Raw genomic sequence first — 15,892 nt, 5'->3', positions numbered from 1 at the left:
GCACTCCCGCACCGGCTTCGGGAGGCCGGTTCCCGGCCGCTCCTGCTGGCCCTGCGCGCCGCCACGGCGTGGCAGGCCGCCCGTGTCTGACGAACGGCCTCTGTTCTCGGCGTGACCGGGCCGCTACCATCGTGCCCAATTGTTAGGAAAGTTCCCTAACGATGGTCCGCTGTCCCCCGCCGCCGTGGGTGCCTAGGAGGCGCGCTAGTGAGCTATCGGCAGAGAAGAACCCGGACTCTCCTCGCGGCGGCGGTGCTGGCCGTCGCGGTGACCGGGGCGACCGTCCCGGCCGCGACCGGACAGGAACCGGTGCGAGCGGTGGTCGCGGCCGCGGCCCCGGCCACCGCGGTCCCCGGCTTCCTGATCCAGACGTCCGCGCAGGTCAGCGACGACTCCGCGGTCTCCAAGCCCGGCTACAACACCGCCGGCTGGTACCCGGTCGGCCCGCGCTCGACCGTCTACGCCGGCCTGCTGGCCAACGGCAAGTACGCCGACCCGTTCTACTCGACGAACATGAAGAACGTGCCGACCGCGGACTTCCAGGTCCCGTGGTGGTACCGCACCGACCTGACGGTCGCCGACACCTCCCAGCGCACGTACCTCGACTTCAGCGGCGTCCTGTCGAAGGCCGACGTCTGGGTCAACGGGACGCGCGTCGCCGACAAGACGCAGGTCAACGGCGCCTACACCCGCCACGACCTCGACATCACCGCACTGGTCAAGACGGGCACGAACAGCATCGCCTTCAAGGTCTACCCGAACGACCCGAACAAGGACCTCTCGATGGGCTGGATCGACTGGGCGCAGACCCCGCCGGACCAGAACATGGGCATCGTGCGGGACGTCCTCGTGCGCCGCAGCGGCCCGGTGGCGCTGCGCGGCGGCCACGTCGCCGCGTTGCTGACCGGGCTGAGCCACGCCGACCTGACCGTGAAGGCCGACGTCCGCAACGACTCGGCCGCCGCGGTGAGCACGACGGTCTCCGGCACGGTCGCCGGGCGCGCGATCAGCCAGACCGTCTCGCTGGCGGCCAAGGAGAAGAAGACCGTGACGTTCCCGGTGATCGGGATCGACAACCCGCAGGTCTGGTGGCCGGCCGGGATGGGCGGGCAGCCGCTCTACGACCTCGACCTGACCGCGGCCGTCGGCGGCACGGCGTCGGACTCCTCGCACTCGAGCTTCGGCGTCCGCCAGGTGACGGCGAACAAGAACGCCGGCGGCGGCCGGGCGTACACGATCAACGGGCGCCCGCTGCTGATCAAGGGCGGCGGCTACTCGCCGGACCTGTTCCTGCGCTGGAACGAGCAGTACGCGGCGGACAAGCTCGCCTACGTCAAGGACCTCGGGCTCAACACCGTGCGCCTGGAAGGGCACATCGAGCCGGACGAGTTCTTCGACCTCGCCGACCGGATGGGTGTGCTGACGCTGCCCGGCTGGGAGTGCTGCGACAAGTGGGAGGGCCAGGTCAACGGCGACGAGAAGGGTGACCCGTGGACGGCCGCGGACTACCCGGTCGCGAAAGCGTCGATGACCGCGGAGGCCGAGCGGCTGCGCGACCACCCGAGCGTCATCTCGTTCCTGATCGGCAGCGACTTCGCGCCCGACGCGACGATCGAGAAGAACTACCTCGACGCGCTCAGCGCCGCGGACTGGGCCACGCCGGTGGTCCCGGCCGCGTCGGCGAAGTCGTCGCCGCAGCTCGGGTCTTCGGGCATGAAGATGAACGGCCCGTACGACTACGTCCCGCCGAACTACTGGTACGACAAGGCGCACAGCGACCTCGGCGGTGCGTGGGGCTTCAACTCCGAGACCAGTGCCGGGCCGGACATCCCGACCATGGACACGCTCAAGCGGATGATGTCGTCCGGTGAGCTGGACACGCTGTGGAAGAACCCGTCGGCCGCGCAGTACCACCGGTCTTCGTCGTCGACGTTCGCCAACCTCAAGCTGTTCGGCAACGCGCTCACCGGCCGCTACGGCAAGCCGGCGAGCCTCGACGACTTCGTCCGCAAGGCGCAGCTGGCGCAGTACGAGAACGTCCGCGCCGAGTTCGAGTCGCACTCGCGCAACTTCAGCGACGGCTCGAACCCGGCCACCGGGATCATCTACTGGATGCTCAACAGCGGCTGGACGTCGCTGCACTGGCAGCTGTTCGACGCCTACCTCGACCAGAACGGCTCGTACTTCGGGGCCAAGAAGGCGAACGAGCCGCTGCACATCCAGTACTCCTACGACACGAAGTCGGTCGTGGTGGTCAACCACAACCACGACGCGGCATCGGGCCTCACCGCGTCCGTGAAGCTGTACAACCTCGACGGGACGGAGAAGTTCAACCAGTCCAAGGCTGTTTCCGTGGGTGGTGACGGGGCGAAGACGACGGCGCTGACCATCGGTTCGGTGAGCGGGCTGTCGACGACGTACCTGGCGAAGCTGGTCCTGACCGATTCGTCGGGCAAGGAGGTCAGCCGGAACGTGTATTGGCTGTCCACCAAGGCCGACACCCTGGACTGGGGCAACAGCGACTGGTACTACACGCCGACGACGTCGTACGCGGACCTTTCGGGGCTGAACTCGCTGGGTTCGGTCACGGTCGGCGCGAACGCTTCCTCGACAGCCGGCGCCGACGGCACCACGACGACCAAGGTGACGCTGAAGAACACCACGACCGGCAAGGTCCCGGCGTTCTTCGTCGACGCGCACGTGGTCGGCGCGGCGGGCGCGCCGGTGTTGCCGGTGCGCTGGACCGACAACCAGGTCAGCCTCTGGCCGGGTGAGTCGACGACGCTGACGGCGACGTACCGGACCGCGGACCTGCACGGAGCGGCACCGTCGGTGCGGGTCGCGGGCTGGAACACCGGGACGAAGACGATCCCGGCGGACGGCTCGGTCGGCCCGGGCACCCCGGCCGACTACCAGGCCGAGGACGCGACGATCACCAGCGGCGTCGCGGAGTCCGACCACACGGGCTTCACGGGCAGCGGGTTCGTCAACTACGACAACGCGGTCGGCAGCGCGGTGGAGTTCTCCGTGAACGCCGCCGCGGCGGGCAGCGCGAACGTCGTCCTGCGGTTCGCCAACGGCACCACGACGAACCGCCCGATGGACATCACGGTGAACGGCACGAAGGTGGCGTCCGCGGTGGCCTTCGGGGGCACGGGGAACTGGGACACCTGGCAGACGGCCACGATCCCGGTGACGTTGACCGCCGGGACGAACAAGATCAAGGCGACCGCGACGACCGCCAACGGCGGCCCGAACGTCGACAAGATCACCGTCTAGATTCGAGCCGGGGCGGCCTCGCGCCGCCCCGGCTCAGTCCCAGAGCAGGCGCTGCTCGCGGTCCGGGTCGGACACCGTCGCCGAGACGTCGTCGAAGAGGCGCGTCACCCGGTCCGCCGTCGTGTAGCGCGGCCAGCCCGGGTCGCCGGTGGCCACGAAGCGGACCCAGGCGTCGAACATCTCCGTCGCCACCGCCTGCATCCGCTCCGCCGGGAACGGGCGGCCGGCGAACAGGAAGCGCCAGTTGCGGTTGCGGATGTCGTCGAACATCAGCGGCAGGTCGAGCCCGTGCACCGCGCCCAAGCCGCGGCCGCGCGGGGCGATGCGCCAGTCCAGGCGGTACATCCAGGCCTCCGGCTGCGCTTCGGCGAACCGGATCGCCGGGATCCACCAGTCCCCCGCCGTCAGCACGCGGTTGCGGATCTGGTCCTGCGGCTCATCGAATAGGTCGTTATACACCGCGACGGCCTTCTCGATCGCGGGCGCGTCCAGCATCGTCGAGCCGACGCCCAGCAGCTTCGCGCCCCCGGACTGCAGCCAGCTGAACAGGTCCTCCTCGTCGGCCGTCGTGCCGATCAGCAGCGGGACCTCGCGCACGCCTTCGAGCGGTGAGCGGGGGAGCAGCTCGTCGCCGACGACCACGCGGTAGGTCACCTTGGTGCCCGAGACCGCCGAAACCCGTTGCTGCGCCTCGAGGATCCGCGTCACCGGCAACGTCGACAAGTCGTCCGGCGACGCGTCCAGCTCCGCGAGGACCGCCGAAGCGACCGCCGCGCCTTCGTCCGGCGTGTGCACGACCGAGCCGACGCCGGTGCCGCTCTGCACGATCGCCTGGTGGACCAGGCCGCGGGTGGCGGGCACGGCGAGCAGCGTCCCGACCGTGCGGCCGCCGTTGGACTGCCCGGCCAGCGTCACCCGGCCCGGATCGCCTCCGAACGCGGCGATGTTGTCCCGCACCCATTCGAGCGCGGCGACCTGGTCGCGCAGGGACAGGTTGGAGTCGGCGACCCCGGGCAGGTGCAACATCCCGAGCACGCCGAGCCGGTAGGCGGCGGTCACGACGACGACACCTCGCCGCGCGTACGCGGACGCGTCGAACTGGTGCGGCGCGCCTATCACGCCGCCTCCGCCGTGGATCCACACCAGCACCGGGTACGAGCCGGGCGAGGCCGGCGCGTAGACGTTCAGGTACAGACAGTCTTCGTCACCGGTGAAACCGCGCCCGGTCAGCGCGGGCTGCGGCGCGCGCGGTGCCCACCGGGTGGCGTCCCGGACACCCGGCCACGGCGGCACCGGGCGCGGCGCGCGGAACCGCAGCTCCCCCACCGGCGGCTCGGCGTAGGGCACCCCGAGGAACGTCCTGACCGCGTCCCGTCCGGACCCGCGCAGGGCGCCGGCCGTGATCTCCACCGTCGTCACGCGTCCAGCCTAGGGACTTGCCCTGGAGTGCGCTCCAGCGTGTTGACTGGGGCGCACACACCGGGAGGGAACCATGAGCGCGGCCGAAAACAAGCAGCTCCTGAAGACGGCGTTCGACGCCTGGGCGACCGGCGACATCCGGCCGCTCATCGCCGCGATGGCCGACGACGTCACCTGGACGGTCAGCGGGCACAACAGCTGGTCCGGCCGCTTCAGCGGCAAGGACTCGGTCCGCCGCGACCTGCTCGGCCCGCTGGGCGCGCAGTTCGACGGCACCTACACCAGCACGGCGAGCCGGTTCGTCGCCGAAGACGACGTCGTCGTGGTCGAGACGCAGGGCAGTGTCGCGACCAAAGCCGGGGGGCGCTACGACAACAAGTACTGCTTCGTCTTCCGCGTCGAGGACGGCCGGATCCGCGAGATCACCGAGTACATGGACACCCAGCTCGTCGCGGAGGTGCTCGGCGTAGCTGGCCCGGTGACGTCCGCCACGGGGCCCGGGTGATGATTACCCCGTGCACATAGCGGCAGAGATAGTGGCGCTGGTCGTGGCCGTCCTCGTCGTCAGCGCGGTGGCGCGGCGGCTGGACTGGTCCGCCCCGCTGTGCCTGATCGTCGTCGGCGTCGGTGCCTCGTACGTCCCCGGCGTCCCCGAGGTCCACCTCGACCCCGAGGTCGTGCTGCTGGGCCTGCTGCCCCCGCTGCTGTACTCGGCGGCCATCCAGACGTCCCTGGTCGACTTCCGGAAGAACCGCGGCGCGATCGGCCTGATGTCGGTCGGGCTCGTCGTGTTCACCGCGCTCGGCGTCGGCCTGGTCGCCTGGGCGGTGATCCCCGGGCTCCCGCTGGCCGGCGGCATCGCGCTCGGCGCGATCGTGGCGCCGCCGGACGCGGTCGCCGCCAGCGTCGTCGCCCGCCGGGTCGGCATGCCCCGCAAGCTGATCCGGCTCCTGGAAGGCGAGAGCCTCTTCAACGACGCCGCCGCGCTGGTCGCCCTCCGCACGGCCATCGCCGCGCTGGCCGGCTCGGTCAGCCTGTGGCAGGTCGGCGCGGACTTCTTCCGCGCGGCCCTCGGCGGGGCCGTGGTGGGGCTCGTCGTCGGCTTCGCGGCCGCGTTCGTCCGCGCCCGGATGGACGAACCGGTGCTCGACACCGCGCTGTCGTTCGCCGTGCCGTTCATCGCCTACATCCCGGCCGAGGCGATCCACGGCTCCGGCGTGCTCGCGGTGGTGATCGCCGGGCTCATCCTCGGGCACAAGGCACCGCAGATCCTGTCGGGTTCGACGCGGCTGGCATCCCGGCTGAACTGGCAGACCATCCAGTTCCTGCTGGAGAACATGGTCTTCCTGCTGATCGGCCTGCAGCTGCGGCGGATCCTCGCCGAGGTCGGCGAGAGCGGGCTGTCCCTGCTCACGCTCACCTGGATCTGCGTCGCCGTGCTCGGCGCGACCATCCTCACCCGCGTGCTGTACCTGATCGGCATCGGCACGGTGAAACGCGTCAAACGACGCCTGCTGCCGGGGAAGGTCAAGGTGAAGATCTGGCCGTGGCGCTATTCGGCCGTCATCGCGTGGGCGGGCATGCGCGGGGTGGTCACGCTCGCGGCGGCGTTCGTCCTGCCCGCGGACACCCCTCAGCGGGCCGTGCTGGTGCTCGCGGCGTTCGTCGTCGTGGCCGGCACCCTGGCCGTGCAGGGCATGACGCTGCCGCCCCTGATCCGGCGGCTGCGCCTGCCGCGGCCGGACCCCGCGGAGGACGCGTTGCAGGAGGCGGCCGTCCTGCACGACATGACCCGGGCGGCGCTGGCCAAGCTGGAGGAGATCCGGCAGCCCGACGACCCGCCGGAGATCATCCAGCGCCTGCGTGACCGCCTCCAGCACCGCGCCGACTCGGCGTGGGAGCAGCTCGGCCGGCAGAGCGCCCTGGCCGAGACCCCGAGCGACGCCTACCGCCGCCTGCGGCTGGAGCTGCTCGAAGTCGAACGCAACCAGTTCCTCAAGGCCCGCGCCAGCGGCAGCGCTGACAACGACGTCCTGCGGAAGGTCCTGGAACGGCTCGACATCGAGGAGTCCATGCTCGACCGCGACGAGGCCGAGCCCGACGTGGAGGGCCGCGAACTGCGCACCCCGGCCGCGACGGCGGGGTCGTGCAAGCACCTGAGCCACGAGTGGGTCGACAAGGAGCCCAGCTCGGCCGACAGCTGCGCGGCCTGCCTCGCCGAGGGCACGACGTGGGTGCACCTGCGCATGTGCCTGAAGTGCGGCAACGTCGCCTGCTGCGACTCCTCGCCGCGCCGCCACGCGACCCGGCACTTCCACGAATCCCGCCATCCGGTCATGCGTAGCTTCGAACCGGGCGAGACGTGGCGATGGTGTTTCGTGGACAAGCAACTGGGTTAGGGTCGGGGCCATGAGCACGCCCGAGCAGGAGATCGAGTACCGCCAGCACCGCTTCAGCCCGCCCCCGGGCGCGACGGAGATCTTCCTGGTCCGGCACGGCGAATCGGCCCCTGCCCGCGGCGACAACCCGTTCGAGCTGGTCGACGGCCAGGCCGACCCGGACCTCGCCCCGGAGGGCCGCGACCACGCCCAGCGCGTCGGCGAGCGGCTGGCCGGGGAACGGATCGACGCGATCTACGTGACGACGTTGCGCCGCACGGCGCAGACCGCCGCACCGCTGGCGGAAAAGCTGGGCCTGACCCCGGTCGTCGAGCCGGACCTGCGCGAGATCCACCTGGGCGACTGGGAGAACGGCCTGTTCCGGAAGTACACGGCCGACGGCCACCCGATCGTCGACCGGCTGTGGGCCGAGCAGCGCTGGGACGTGATCCCGGGCGCGGAGTCCGACGAGGCGTTCGGGGCCCGCCTGCGCGGTGCGCTCACCCGCATCGCGGCCGCGCACCCCGATCGGCGCGTCGCGGTGTTCACCCACGGCGGCGTCATCGGCGAGGTGTTCGCCCAGGCCGGCCGCTCGGTCGAGCGGTTCGCGTTCCTCGGCGCCGACAACGGGTCGATTTCGCACCTGGTGCTGCACGGCGACCGCTGGATCGTGCGGCGCTTCAACGACACCGCCCACCTGGCTACGCCGCTCGGCTGAGTTTCCCCGCCGCGACGAGCTGGACGGTCACCAGGATCGAGACGGCCTCCGCGGCCAGCAGCCCGATCAGCACGAGCACCTGCGTCATCCCGGCCTGGATCGGGCCCGCGCCGCCGAGCAGGACGCCGACGTAGGCGCCGGGGAGCGTCACCAGGCCGACCGTGCGGGTCTGGTCGAGCGCCGGGATGAGCGCGTGCCCGGCCGACGGGCGGCAGATCTCCAGCGCGGCCGGGCGCGGCAGGAACCCCAGCGCCAGCGCGGCTTCGTATTCGCCGTGCCGGGCCTTGAGCTCGTCGAGGGCGCGGCGGGCGGCCTGCGACGTCGCGGTCATGGCGCCACCGATCACGATGCCGGCGATCGGCACGACGGCGACCGGCTTCGGCGGGACGACACCGGCGCCGAGGACCAGCGCGAGCACCGGGGCGACGCCGGCGGCGATGGCCAGGGCCGCCCACGGGAGGTTCTTCCAGGTACCGGCGCGGCGCGCCGACGTCACCGCGGCGATCCCGAACATCAGCAGCACGAAGAGGCCGGTGAGCGGCGCCGAGCGCAGGACGGCGGTGATCACGAGCGACACGGCGGCGAGCTGGACGACCGCGCGGGCGGCGGCGATCAGCACCGCGCGCCCGTCGCCGAGGCCGCCGGCCCGGACGACGGCCGCACCGGCGACGGCGAGCAGGACGAGGACCGCCACCAGGGCGGGGCCGAAGGTGATCGCGGCGTTCACGCCGCCGATCCTGCCGCTCAGACGGCGCAGCTGAAGAGGCGGTCCGGTTCGGTCTCGGTTTTTTCGGCGACGACGACGCCGTCGACGACGATCCGGCACCGCAGCGCGCCGGGCCCGGGATTGCGGGCGGCGATGCTGTAGAACTCGGTGCGGCCGGCGGGGCCGACCCGGGTGAACCGCGTGGACCACGGCGTCGCGACCTCGGCGTGCTGGGTCAGCACCGAGCCCGCGGCGGCGTAGGTGACGTTGCGGGCGCCGTGCGCGCCGAGCAGTTCGTAGACGACGCTGTGGTCGACGGTCCGGACCGCCGCCGGGGCGACGACGGGCGCGCCGGCGGGTTCTTCCTGGCCGGGTCCGCGCGCGGACCGGGGCACGACGTAGGCGGTCACCGCGAAGGCCGCGGCGAGCACCCCGAGGACGACGACGAAGCTGCCGGCCGACCGAGCCCGCCCGGCGCAGTCGCGCTGGGGCCGGGTCGCGGTGGGAACGCCCATGGAGAGGTCTTCTCTCGTCGCGCGCACTTCCGTCGAGTGCGTCGACCTATATCTCGCCGTGACCTGACGGCGTGTTAGCAGCTCTTCGCGGGAAGTTCGATGTTCACCCGGACGGGGGTCTCCCGAGGCGCCGGATCTTGTCGGATCTTGTCGGACCCGAGGGGGATGATCGGGGTGTGTACGAAGAGGCGGCAGCGCCGGTGGTGCTGCGTGACGTGGCGAAATGCGTGTGGCGATCGGCTTCGGAGGGCCCGAAGCGGATCGTCCCGGACGGCTGCGTGGACCTGGTCATCGGCGACGGCGCGGCGTTCGTGGCCGGGCCGGACACGACGGCGTGGTCCTCGGTGACCCGGCCGGAGGCGGTGCTGAGCGGAGTCCGCTTCCGCCCGGGCCGCGCGGCGGCGGTCCTGGGCGTGGCGGCGGACGAGCTGCGCGATCGGCGGGTGCCGGTGGGCGAGTTGTGGGGACGGTCGTGGGCGGAGCGGCTGGTGGAGGGGGAAGTGTCGCCGGTCGAAGCGGTGGCCGGGTGGCTTGGGGAGTTGCCGCCGGAGGATTTGGCGGTGGCGGAGCTGATCGCGCGGTTGGAGGCGGGGGTGGCCCGGGTCGGTGAAGCGGCGGCGGGGTTGGTCCGGTCCGGTGTCGTAGGGCGGGGCGGAGCAGGCCGCGGTGAAGTGCGGCGCGGACGGCCCAGCAAGGCGGCGGCGCGAGGCGGTGCCGGTGGGGAGGGGCGCACGAGCATCGCCGGGGACCCGCTCGGGCACGCCGGCGATGAGGGAGCGCGCCCCGGCGCCATGCTCGATCACGCCACGACGAGCGCCAGCCCGTTCGCCGGCGGCGGCGAGGCGGCACCAACCATCCTGACCCCACCCCCACCCCCACCCCCAGCCGCAGCGAGCGCCGCCCCATTCGCGCGCGCCCGCGACGCAGCGAGCGCCGCCGCGTTCGCGGCAACCGGCGCGGGCGGGGCGGCACTCGTCGTCGCGCGGGTCGAAGATCCCGTCTTGTCCGCCGCGGTGAGCGAGCGGCGGCTGCGGCGGCGGTTCGTGCAAGCCGTCGGGTACGGGCCGGCCACCTACCTCCGGGTCAGCCGGTTCCAGCGGGCCGTCGCGCTGGCTCCGCACGTCTCCGGGCTGGCCGCGCTGGCCGCCGCCGCGGGGTATGCCGATCAAGCGCACCTCAGCCGGGACTGCCGGGCGATGACCGGCCTCACGCCGCGCCGCTACTTCGGTGGATCCTCCACTGTGGACGTTGCGGTGCGTGATCGACTCCGTTCGGCGTAACCCCTGCGGTCAACCGGAAGTGGCCGTTCCCCCAAAAAGGTAAGCGGACGGTAAACGACTACCAAGAGCGCTATCCTCCCCCTCGACGAGTGATCAGGGAGGGCGTGTGGCCACCATCAGCGACGTCGCGGCGAGAGCCGGCGTCTCCACGGCGACCGTGTCGCGCGCCCTCAACGGAAAGTCCACTGTGGACCCCACCCTCGCCGCCCGCGTCCAGGAAGCGGCCGCTGAGCTCGGATATCACCCGAACGGGCTGGCGCGGAACCTCCGCCGCCAGGAGACCGCGGTGCTCGCGCTGATCATCTCCGACGTCGAAAACCCGTTCTTCACCGCCATCGCGCGGGGCGTCGAGGACCTCGCGCAGCGGTCCGGGTATTCGGTGGTGCTGTGTAATTCCGATGAAAACGAGGACAAGGAGCGGCGCTACATCGAGGTCGCGCTGCAGGAGCGGGTCGCCGGCGTGGTGCTGTCGCCCACCGGCCGGTCGACGAACGTCGAGGGGCTCCGCCGCCAGGGCACGCCGCTGGTGGCGGTGGACCGGCCGCTGCAGGCCGCGGAGGGCGACCAAGTGCTGGTCGACACCCGCCACGCGGCCGCCGAAGCCACCCGGCACCTGCTCGCCGGCGGCTACCGGCGCGTCGGCTGCCTGACCGGCCCGCCGGGCGTCCGCACGGCCGAAGACCGCCTGGCGGGGTACGCCGATGTCGTGGGCGAAGAGAACGTCCTGTTCCGCCGCGGCGAATACCGCGCGGAGGGCGCCCGGCTGGCGACGCTGGACCTCCTCGACGAGCCATCGCCGCCGGACGCGCTGCTGGTCGCGAACAGCACGATGGCGATCGGCGTGCTGGAAGCCCTCTCGGCTCGCCGGCTGCGCCCGGGCAGCGACGTGGGCATCGTGTCGTTCGACGACGCACCATGGACGACACTGGTCGACCCGCCCCTGACGGTGGTCGCCCAGCCGGCGTACGAAGTCGGCCGGGTGGCGGCCCAGCTCCTGCTGGCCCGCATCACGGACAGCAGCCGCGACGCGACGACGACGACCCTCGAGGCCCGGCTGATCGTCCGCAAGAGCTCCCGCCGCTGACGCCGAAGGACACGGCCGCCGCGCTGATTCGTGCAGCCTCCGCGCTGATTCGTGCAGCCCCCGCGCTGATTCGTGCAGAGTCGGTCCGCGCACCGGAAGGGTCGGCTGGCGCACCCGGCAGGCCGGCCCACGCACCCAGAAGGTCGGCCTGCGTACCTGGCGGGCCGGCTCGCGCACCGGAAGGGCCGACTGGCGCACCAAGAAGGTCGGCCGCGTACCCGGAGGGTCGGCCGGAGTACCTAGGAGGTCGGCCCGCGTGCCCAGAGGGTCAGGCGGAGCGACCCCGAAGCTCGGGGGCGAGCGACGTGCCCGAGGGGCCGGCTCGTGCCGGGCCCCCCAGGCACGCCCCACCCCCTGTGTCCCCCATCACCGGCGCCGGAACGCCGGGTCCTGTGAGCACGGAGCGGAAATCGTTTACTCATCCGGAACCTAGGTCCGGCGACACCCGGTGTCAAGCCGGGACAGGACTGGACAACCGCCGCCGATCCGGGGAAACTGACCGGAAGTTGACTACTCAACGTGTTGGATAATGTGCCGTAGGTGTCGATCTCTGGTGAATTCACCCACAGACAGGGCAAGAAACCGCACGAACCCGCACACCCGCGCTGTTTCGGGTTAACCTGAGCCACATGTCTGTAGCGCTGGAGAACATCCTCGCCAAGGCGGGCCTGAAGGTCGACGCGAATGAGTTCCTCACTCTCGTCGAAGACGCGGCGCGCAGACTGTCCCCGCCGAATCCGGATCCGTCGCACTACTTCTCGGCCGATCAACGCGCCGCGCTCACCGACGTCGGTTTGGACCTCTCACCGAGGCGGGAAGACGAACCCGACTTCAGGGCGCGCACCGTCGCCGCCCACGCCGTGCTCGCCGAAGGCGCCCTCAGCGTCAACGGGGCGGCCAAGGCCCTCGGTGTCGACGACAGCCGGATCCGGCACCGCCTCAAGGAAGGGCGGCTGACCGGCTGGAAGGACGGCGGCTGGCGGCTTCCCGCGTGGCAGTTCGCCGGCTCGGGCGTGCTGCCCGGCCTCGAAGTCGTCCTCAAAGCCCTGCCCGACGACCAGCCCGCGCTCGTCGTCGCCGCCTTCATGAACACTCCGCAGGCCGATCTGGTGATCAACAACCAGCCCGCGACCCCGCGCCAATGGCTCCTCTCCGGTGGTGACCCGGACCACGTCGCCCGCCTCATCGCCACGCTCGGCACGCCGCTCTAGGCTGGACTCTCCCGAGCAAGATCACCGACAAGGACGGACCACCCCCGACCCATGGCCCGGCTCCCGCTGCCGCCCGCCCGATCCGTCCTGGTCCGGCAGCTGAACCGCGCCGACGACGTGGTGTCGGTCCAGCCCGCGACCAGGCTCGTACGGATCTTCACCGCGCACGGCAACCACCCCCAGCAGTGGAACTCGTTCCGCTACACCGGCCCGCTCCCGCACGGCCGCTTCGACCAGCAGTCGCCCGCCCGCGGCGGCGCCCCGGTCACCGACAACGCCAACGGCGTCCTCTACTTCGGCCTCACCGTGCGCACGTCGGTCGCCGAGGTCTTCCAGACCAGCTCGACGGTCGACCGCCGCACCCGCGGTCCCCGGCTGGTCGTCGTCCGCCCGACGCGCACCCTGCGCCTGCTCGACCTCACCGGCCTCTGGCCGACGCGGGTCGGCGCGTCGCAGGAGATTTCCAGCGGGCCGAAGAAGCTGACGCAGGCGTGGGCCCGCGCGATCCGCGGCGCGTTCAGCGACCTCGACGGCCTCTGGTACCGCTCGTCGATGGACTCCGGCGATCCCGCGATCTGCCTGTGGGACCCGCCGGCGGGCGCCGCGCTCCCGATCGCGCCGGACGTGCTGCTGCCGCTGGACCACCCGGGCCTGGACGTCCCGCTGGGCCGGGTCTGCGAAGAGCTGAACTACACGCTGCTCAACTGAGCCGCCAACACGGGGATGATCGCCCGCAGGTCCGGGCCGTCGACGACGTGGGTCGCGACGGCGCGGGCGGCCGGGGCCGCGTTGAAGCCGATGCTCGTCCCGACGGCGGCGAAGAGCGGCAGATCGGACCGGCTGTCCCCGACCGCGGCACACCGCTCCGGCGCGAAGCCCTGCGAGAGCGCGAAGTCGCGCTTGCCGTACTCGTCCAGGTGCTCGGCGACGCGGCCGGTGTAGCGCCCGCCCTCGGCCTCCGGCACCGGCCCGCAGTACGCGGCGAACCCGAACCGCCCGGCGAGCATCCGCCCCACCGGCGTCCACGCGAGGGTCGTCAGGATCGGGCGCAGGCCGTGGTCGTGGCACCACGCCACCGTCTCGGCGATCCCGTCCACCAGCGGCAATGTCGCCAGCCGGGCCAGGACCTCCGCCTCGGTGTGCCCCGCCCAGCCGCGGGCGTCGATCACCGACGCCTCCTGGTTGGTCATCTCGCCCGCGACGTAGGCCGCTTCGGCCGCGACGAGCTCCGCCTCGTGCCCCAGCGCCGCGGCCACCCACGCGCACGAGCTGGTGCCCGGGACGAGGGTGCCGTCGACGTCGAAGCAGACCAGGCCTCGTGTCACAGGTGCCGCGACCACCACTCGAGGATCGCTTCGAAGCGCTGGACGCGGTGCCGCGGCCGGCCGGACCGGCTCAGCTCGTGGCCTTCGCCGGGGAACACGAGCATCTCGGCGGGTGCGCCGGCCCGGCGCAGGGCGACGAACATCCGCTCGGCCTGCTCCAGCGGGCAGCGCCAGTCCTGCTCCGAATGCACGACGGCGAACGGGATTTCGATCTGCGCCGCGTACGAAAGCGGCGACCGGTCGCGCTGCACTTCCGGCGAGGAGCCGATGTAGGCGTCGACGAACATGTAGCCGATGTCGGAGCTGCCGAGCATCGAGTCCCACGCGTTGACCGCGCGCTCGCTCCACGCCGCCTTGAAGCGGTCGCCGTGGTGGGCGGCCAGCCAGCTCGTCATGAACCCGCCGTACGAGCCGCCCATGATGCCGACGCGGGTGGCGTCCAGGTCCGGGCGTTCGAGCGCCTTGTCGAGCAGCGCCAGGACGTCGTCGACGTCGACCGTGCCGAAGCCGTGCGTGATCGCGTGGCCGTGTGCCTGCCCGTACCCCGCCGACCCGCGCGGGTTGCCGACCACGACCGCGTAGCCCGCCGACGCGTACACCTGCGCCTCGTCGAACACCGCCCACTCCTGCTGGGTGAACGGGCCGCCGTGCACCACGCGCAGCACCGGGTGCGGGCCTTCGCCGTCGGGCAGCACCAGCCAGCCGTGCACCGGGTAGCCGTCCGGGGCGGTGGTCTCCAGCTCGATCATCGGCCGGATGCCCTTGTCCCGCAACGGCTTCGAGTAGTCCGTCAGCACCCGTGGGTCGCCGCCGCCGAGCAGGACGACCTCGCCGGCGGTCGACGGCGTGGCGATCACCGCCGCCAGCACCGAGCCGTCCAGCGTGAACGACCGGACCGCGGCCTGGTCCGCGTACACCACCGCGAGGTCGGCCAGCGGGGCCTCGGCCGCGTCGACGCCGACCGCGCGCAGTTCCACCGCGCCGCGGTGGCGGACGGCCACCAGCACGTCGTCCCCGCGCGGGGCCGGCGGGCCCGCCGTGGTTTCGCAGTCGACCGTCTCGGCGTCGGTGAGCCGCCGGGCCTTCACCGGGCCCGCGCCGAATTCGGGCGTCGCCGCGTAGAGCCCGGTGGGCGCGGCTTCGTGGTGCTCTTCGAAGGACTGTCCGAAGTAGAACAACGTGCCGTCGGCGCCGAACGCCGGCCGCTCCGAGTAGCCCGCGCAGCGCACGACGACCTCGGGCTCGCCGCCCTCGGCGGAGATCGCGCAGATGTCCCGCGAGTCGCTCTCGGCCGCACCCCAGTCCGGCGGCGCGGTGAAGACCACGCGCGTGCCGTCCGGCGTCCAGACCGGGTGCGCCGCGTCGAACTCGTCGCCGGTCAGCGGCTCGAGGTCCCCGGGCTCGGCGGCGTCGACGACGAACAGCCGCTGCATGCGGTCGCGCAAGAACCCGACGTCGTCGATCCGGTAGTCCATCCGCGTGATCCGGCGCGGGGCCTCGGCGGCCGGCTCGGGCGTCTCGCCGTCGGCGCCGGGCGTGCCGTAGCGGCCGGCCTCGGGGACGCGGGCGGTGAACGCGATCCGCCGCGAATCCGGCGCCCACACCGGTTCCCCGGCCCCGAGGGGCAGCGACGTCAGCCGGCGGGCTTCCCCGCCGTCCGACGGCATCACGTGCAGCTGCGGGCTGCCGTCGGCACCCTGGCCGTCCCCCGCGCGGAGGAACGCCACCCAGCGCCCGTCCGGGGAGATGGCCGGGGCGGAGTCGCGCGGACCGTGGGTCCACGCGGCCTCGCCGCCGTCGAGCGACACGCGCCGCACCGCACTGTGCGTGGCGTTCGCCTGGAGATCCGGTCTCTTCAACGCCGTGAGCAGCAGGTTCCCGCGCAGGGCGGGACGGCCGGGGACGACGAGGGCTTCGATGTCGGCAGGACGCACGTCCCGACCGTACCCGAATTCCTTAGCGGTGCGAACGAGTTTC

The 15,892-nt window shown here is 72.3% G+C and carries 13 protein-coding genes; 8 read left to right on the top strand and 5 right to left on the bottom strand.

All coding sequences use genetic code 11. The features are described 5' to 3' along the window. Window positions 1-207: 207 nt before the first annotated feature. Window positions 208-3,279 (top strand): carbohydrate-binding protein, encoded by a 3,072-nt coding sequence (locus AB0F52_RS34755; RefSeq protein WP_360180208.1) that lies wholly within the window; start codon window positions 208-210, stop codon window positions 3,277-3,279. A gap of 33 nt (window positions 3,280-3,312) precedes the next feature. Here the strand turns inward: AB0F52_RS34755 and AB0F52_RS34750 are convergent, their stop codons facing one another. Continuing rightward, on the bottom strand, window positions 3,313-4,698 hold the full coding sequence (locus AB0F52_RS34750) for a carboxylesterase family protein (RefSeq protein WP_360180206.1): 1,386 nt from the start codon (window positions 4,696-4,698) through the stop codon (window positions 3,313-3,315). 73 nt (window positions 4,699-4,771) lie between these two features. Here AB0F52_RS34750 and AB0F52_RS34745 point away from each other — a divergent pair, with 73 nt between their 5' ends. The 3 genes from AB0F52_RS34745 to AB0F52_RS34735 are packed head-to-tail and all read left to right on the top strand — an operon-like array spanning window position 4,772 to window position 7,794. Further along, entirely contained in the window at window positions 4,772-5,203 is a 432-nt protein-coding gene (locus tag AB0F52_RS34745) for a nuclear transport factor 2 family protein (RefSeq protein ID WP_360180204.1), read from the top strand. Window positions 5,204-5,213: 10 nt separating this feature from the next. After that, window positions 5,214-7,097, top strand: a complete 1,884-nt coding sequence (locus AB0F52_RS34740; protein ID WP_360180202.1) for a Na+/H+ antiporter — start codon at window positions 5,214-5,216, stop codon at window positions 7,095-7,097. 10 nt (window positions 7,098-7,107) lie between these two features. Next, on the top strand, window positions 7,108-7,794 hold the full coding sequence (locus AB0F52_RS34735) for a histidine phosphatase family protein (RefSeq protein ID WP_360180200.1): 687 nt from the start codon (window positions 7,108-7,110) through the stop codon (window positions 7,792-7,794). Here the strand turns inward: AB0F52_RS34735 and AB0F52_RS34730 are convergent. Further along, on the bottom strand, window positions 7,778-8,521 hold the full coding sequence (locus AB0F52_RS34730; RefSeq protein WP_360180198.1) for an ABC transporter permease: 744 nt from the start codon (window positions 8,519-8,521) through the stop codon (window positions 7,778-7,780). The genes AB0F52_RS34735 and AB0F52_RS34730 overlap by 17 nt on opposite strands. Window positions 8,522-8,538: 17 nt before the next feature. Further along, window positions 8,539-9,015, bottom strand: coding sequence for an MmpS family transport accessory protein (locus AB0F52_RS34725; RefSeq protein ID WP_360180196.1), 477 nt, complete (start codon window positions 9,013-9,015; stop codon window positions 8,539-8,541). 176 nt (window positions 9,016-9,191) lie between these two features. Between AB0F52_RS34725 and AB0F52_RS34720 the strand changes: the two genes are divergently transcribed. The 4 genes from AB0F52_RS34720 (at window position 9,192) to AB0F52_RS34705 (ending at window position 13,298) form a co-directional block, all read left to right on the top strand. Further along, window positions 9,192-10,295 (top strand): helix-turn-helix domain-containing protein, encoded by a 1,104-nt coding sequence (locus tag AB0F52_RS34720; RefSeq protein WP_360180194.1) that lies wholly within the window; start codon window positions 9,192-9,194, stop codon window positions 10,293-10,295. Window positions 10,296-10,401: 106 nt separating this feature from the next. Further along, the gene (locus AB0F52_RS34715; RefSeq protein ID WP_360180192.1) at window positions 10,402-11,379 is read left to right on the top strand and encodes a LacI family DNA-binding transcriptional regulator; all 978 of its coding nucleotides are present in this window, start codon (window positions 10,402-10,404) and stop codon (window positions 11,377-11,379) included. A gap of 629 nt (window positions 11,380-12,008) precedes the next feature. Next, a complete protein-coding gene (locus tag AB0F52_RS34710; protein ID WP_360180190.1) occupies window positions 12,009-12,590 on the top strand; it encodes a DNA-binding protein in 582 nt (193 codons plus the stop codon). A gap of 51 nt (window positions 12,591-12,641) precedes the next feature. After that, entirely contained in the window at window positions 12,642-13,298 is a 657-nt protein-coding gene (locus AB0F52_RS34705; RefSeq protein WP_360180188.1) for an RES family NAD+ phosphorylase, read from the top strand. Here the strand turns inward: AB0F52_RS34705 and AB0F52_RS34700 are convergent. Beyond that, window positions 13,280-13,930 (bottom strand): haloacid dehalogenase-like hydrolase, encoded by a 651-nt coding sequence (locus AB0F52_RS34700; protein WP_360180186.1) that lies wholly within the window; start codon window positions 13,928-13,930, stop codon window positions 13,280-13,282. The two genes, AB0F52_RS34705 and AB0F52_RS34700, sit on opposite strands and share 19 nt — an antisense overlap. Further along, entirely contained in the window at window positions 13,912-15,849 is a 1,938-nt protein-coding gene (locus tag AB0F52_RS34695; protein ID WP_360180184.1) for a S9 family peptidase, read from the bottom strand. Before AB0F52_RS34695 ends, AB0F52_RS34700 begins: the two co-directional genes overlap by 19 nt. Between the last annotated feature and the right edge of the window lie 43 nt (window positions 15,850-15,892).

The sequence above is a fragment of the Amycolatopsis sp. NPDC024027 genome (genome assembly GCF_040638975.1).
Lineage (GTDB): Bacteria > Actinomycetota > Actinomycetes > Mycobacteriales > Pseudonocardiaceae > Amycolatopsis.
The sequence above is the reverse complement of the archived record's forward strand: the minus strand, read 5'-3'. Positions and strand labels throughout refer to the sequence as shown.

Bases quoted from the DNA above. Each gene is read 5' to 3' on its own strand.
- AB0F52_RS34745 (WP_360180204.1), top strand. From the start codon at position 4,772: ATGAGCGCGGCCGAAAACAAGCAGCTCCTGAAGACGGCGTTCGACGCC.
- AB0F52_RS34735 (WP_360180200.1), top strand. From the start codon at position 7,108: ATGAGCACGCCCGAGCAGGAGATCGAGTACCGCCAGCACCGCTTCAGC.
- AB0F52_RS34725 (WP_360180196.1), bottom strand. From the start codon at position 9,015: ATGGGCGTTCCCACCGCGACCCGGCCCCAGCGCGACTGCGCCGGGCGG.
- AB0F52_RS34710 (WP_360180190.1), top strand. From the start codon at position 12,009: ATGTCTGTAGCGCTGGAGAACATCCTCGCCAAGGCGGGCCTGAAGGTC.
- AB0F52_RS34705 (WP_360180188.1), top strand. From the start codon at position 12,642: ATGGCCCGGCTCCCGCTGCCGCCCGCCCGATCCGTCCTGGTCCGGCAG.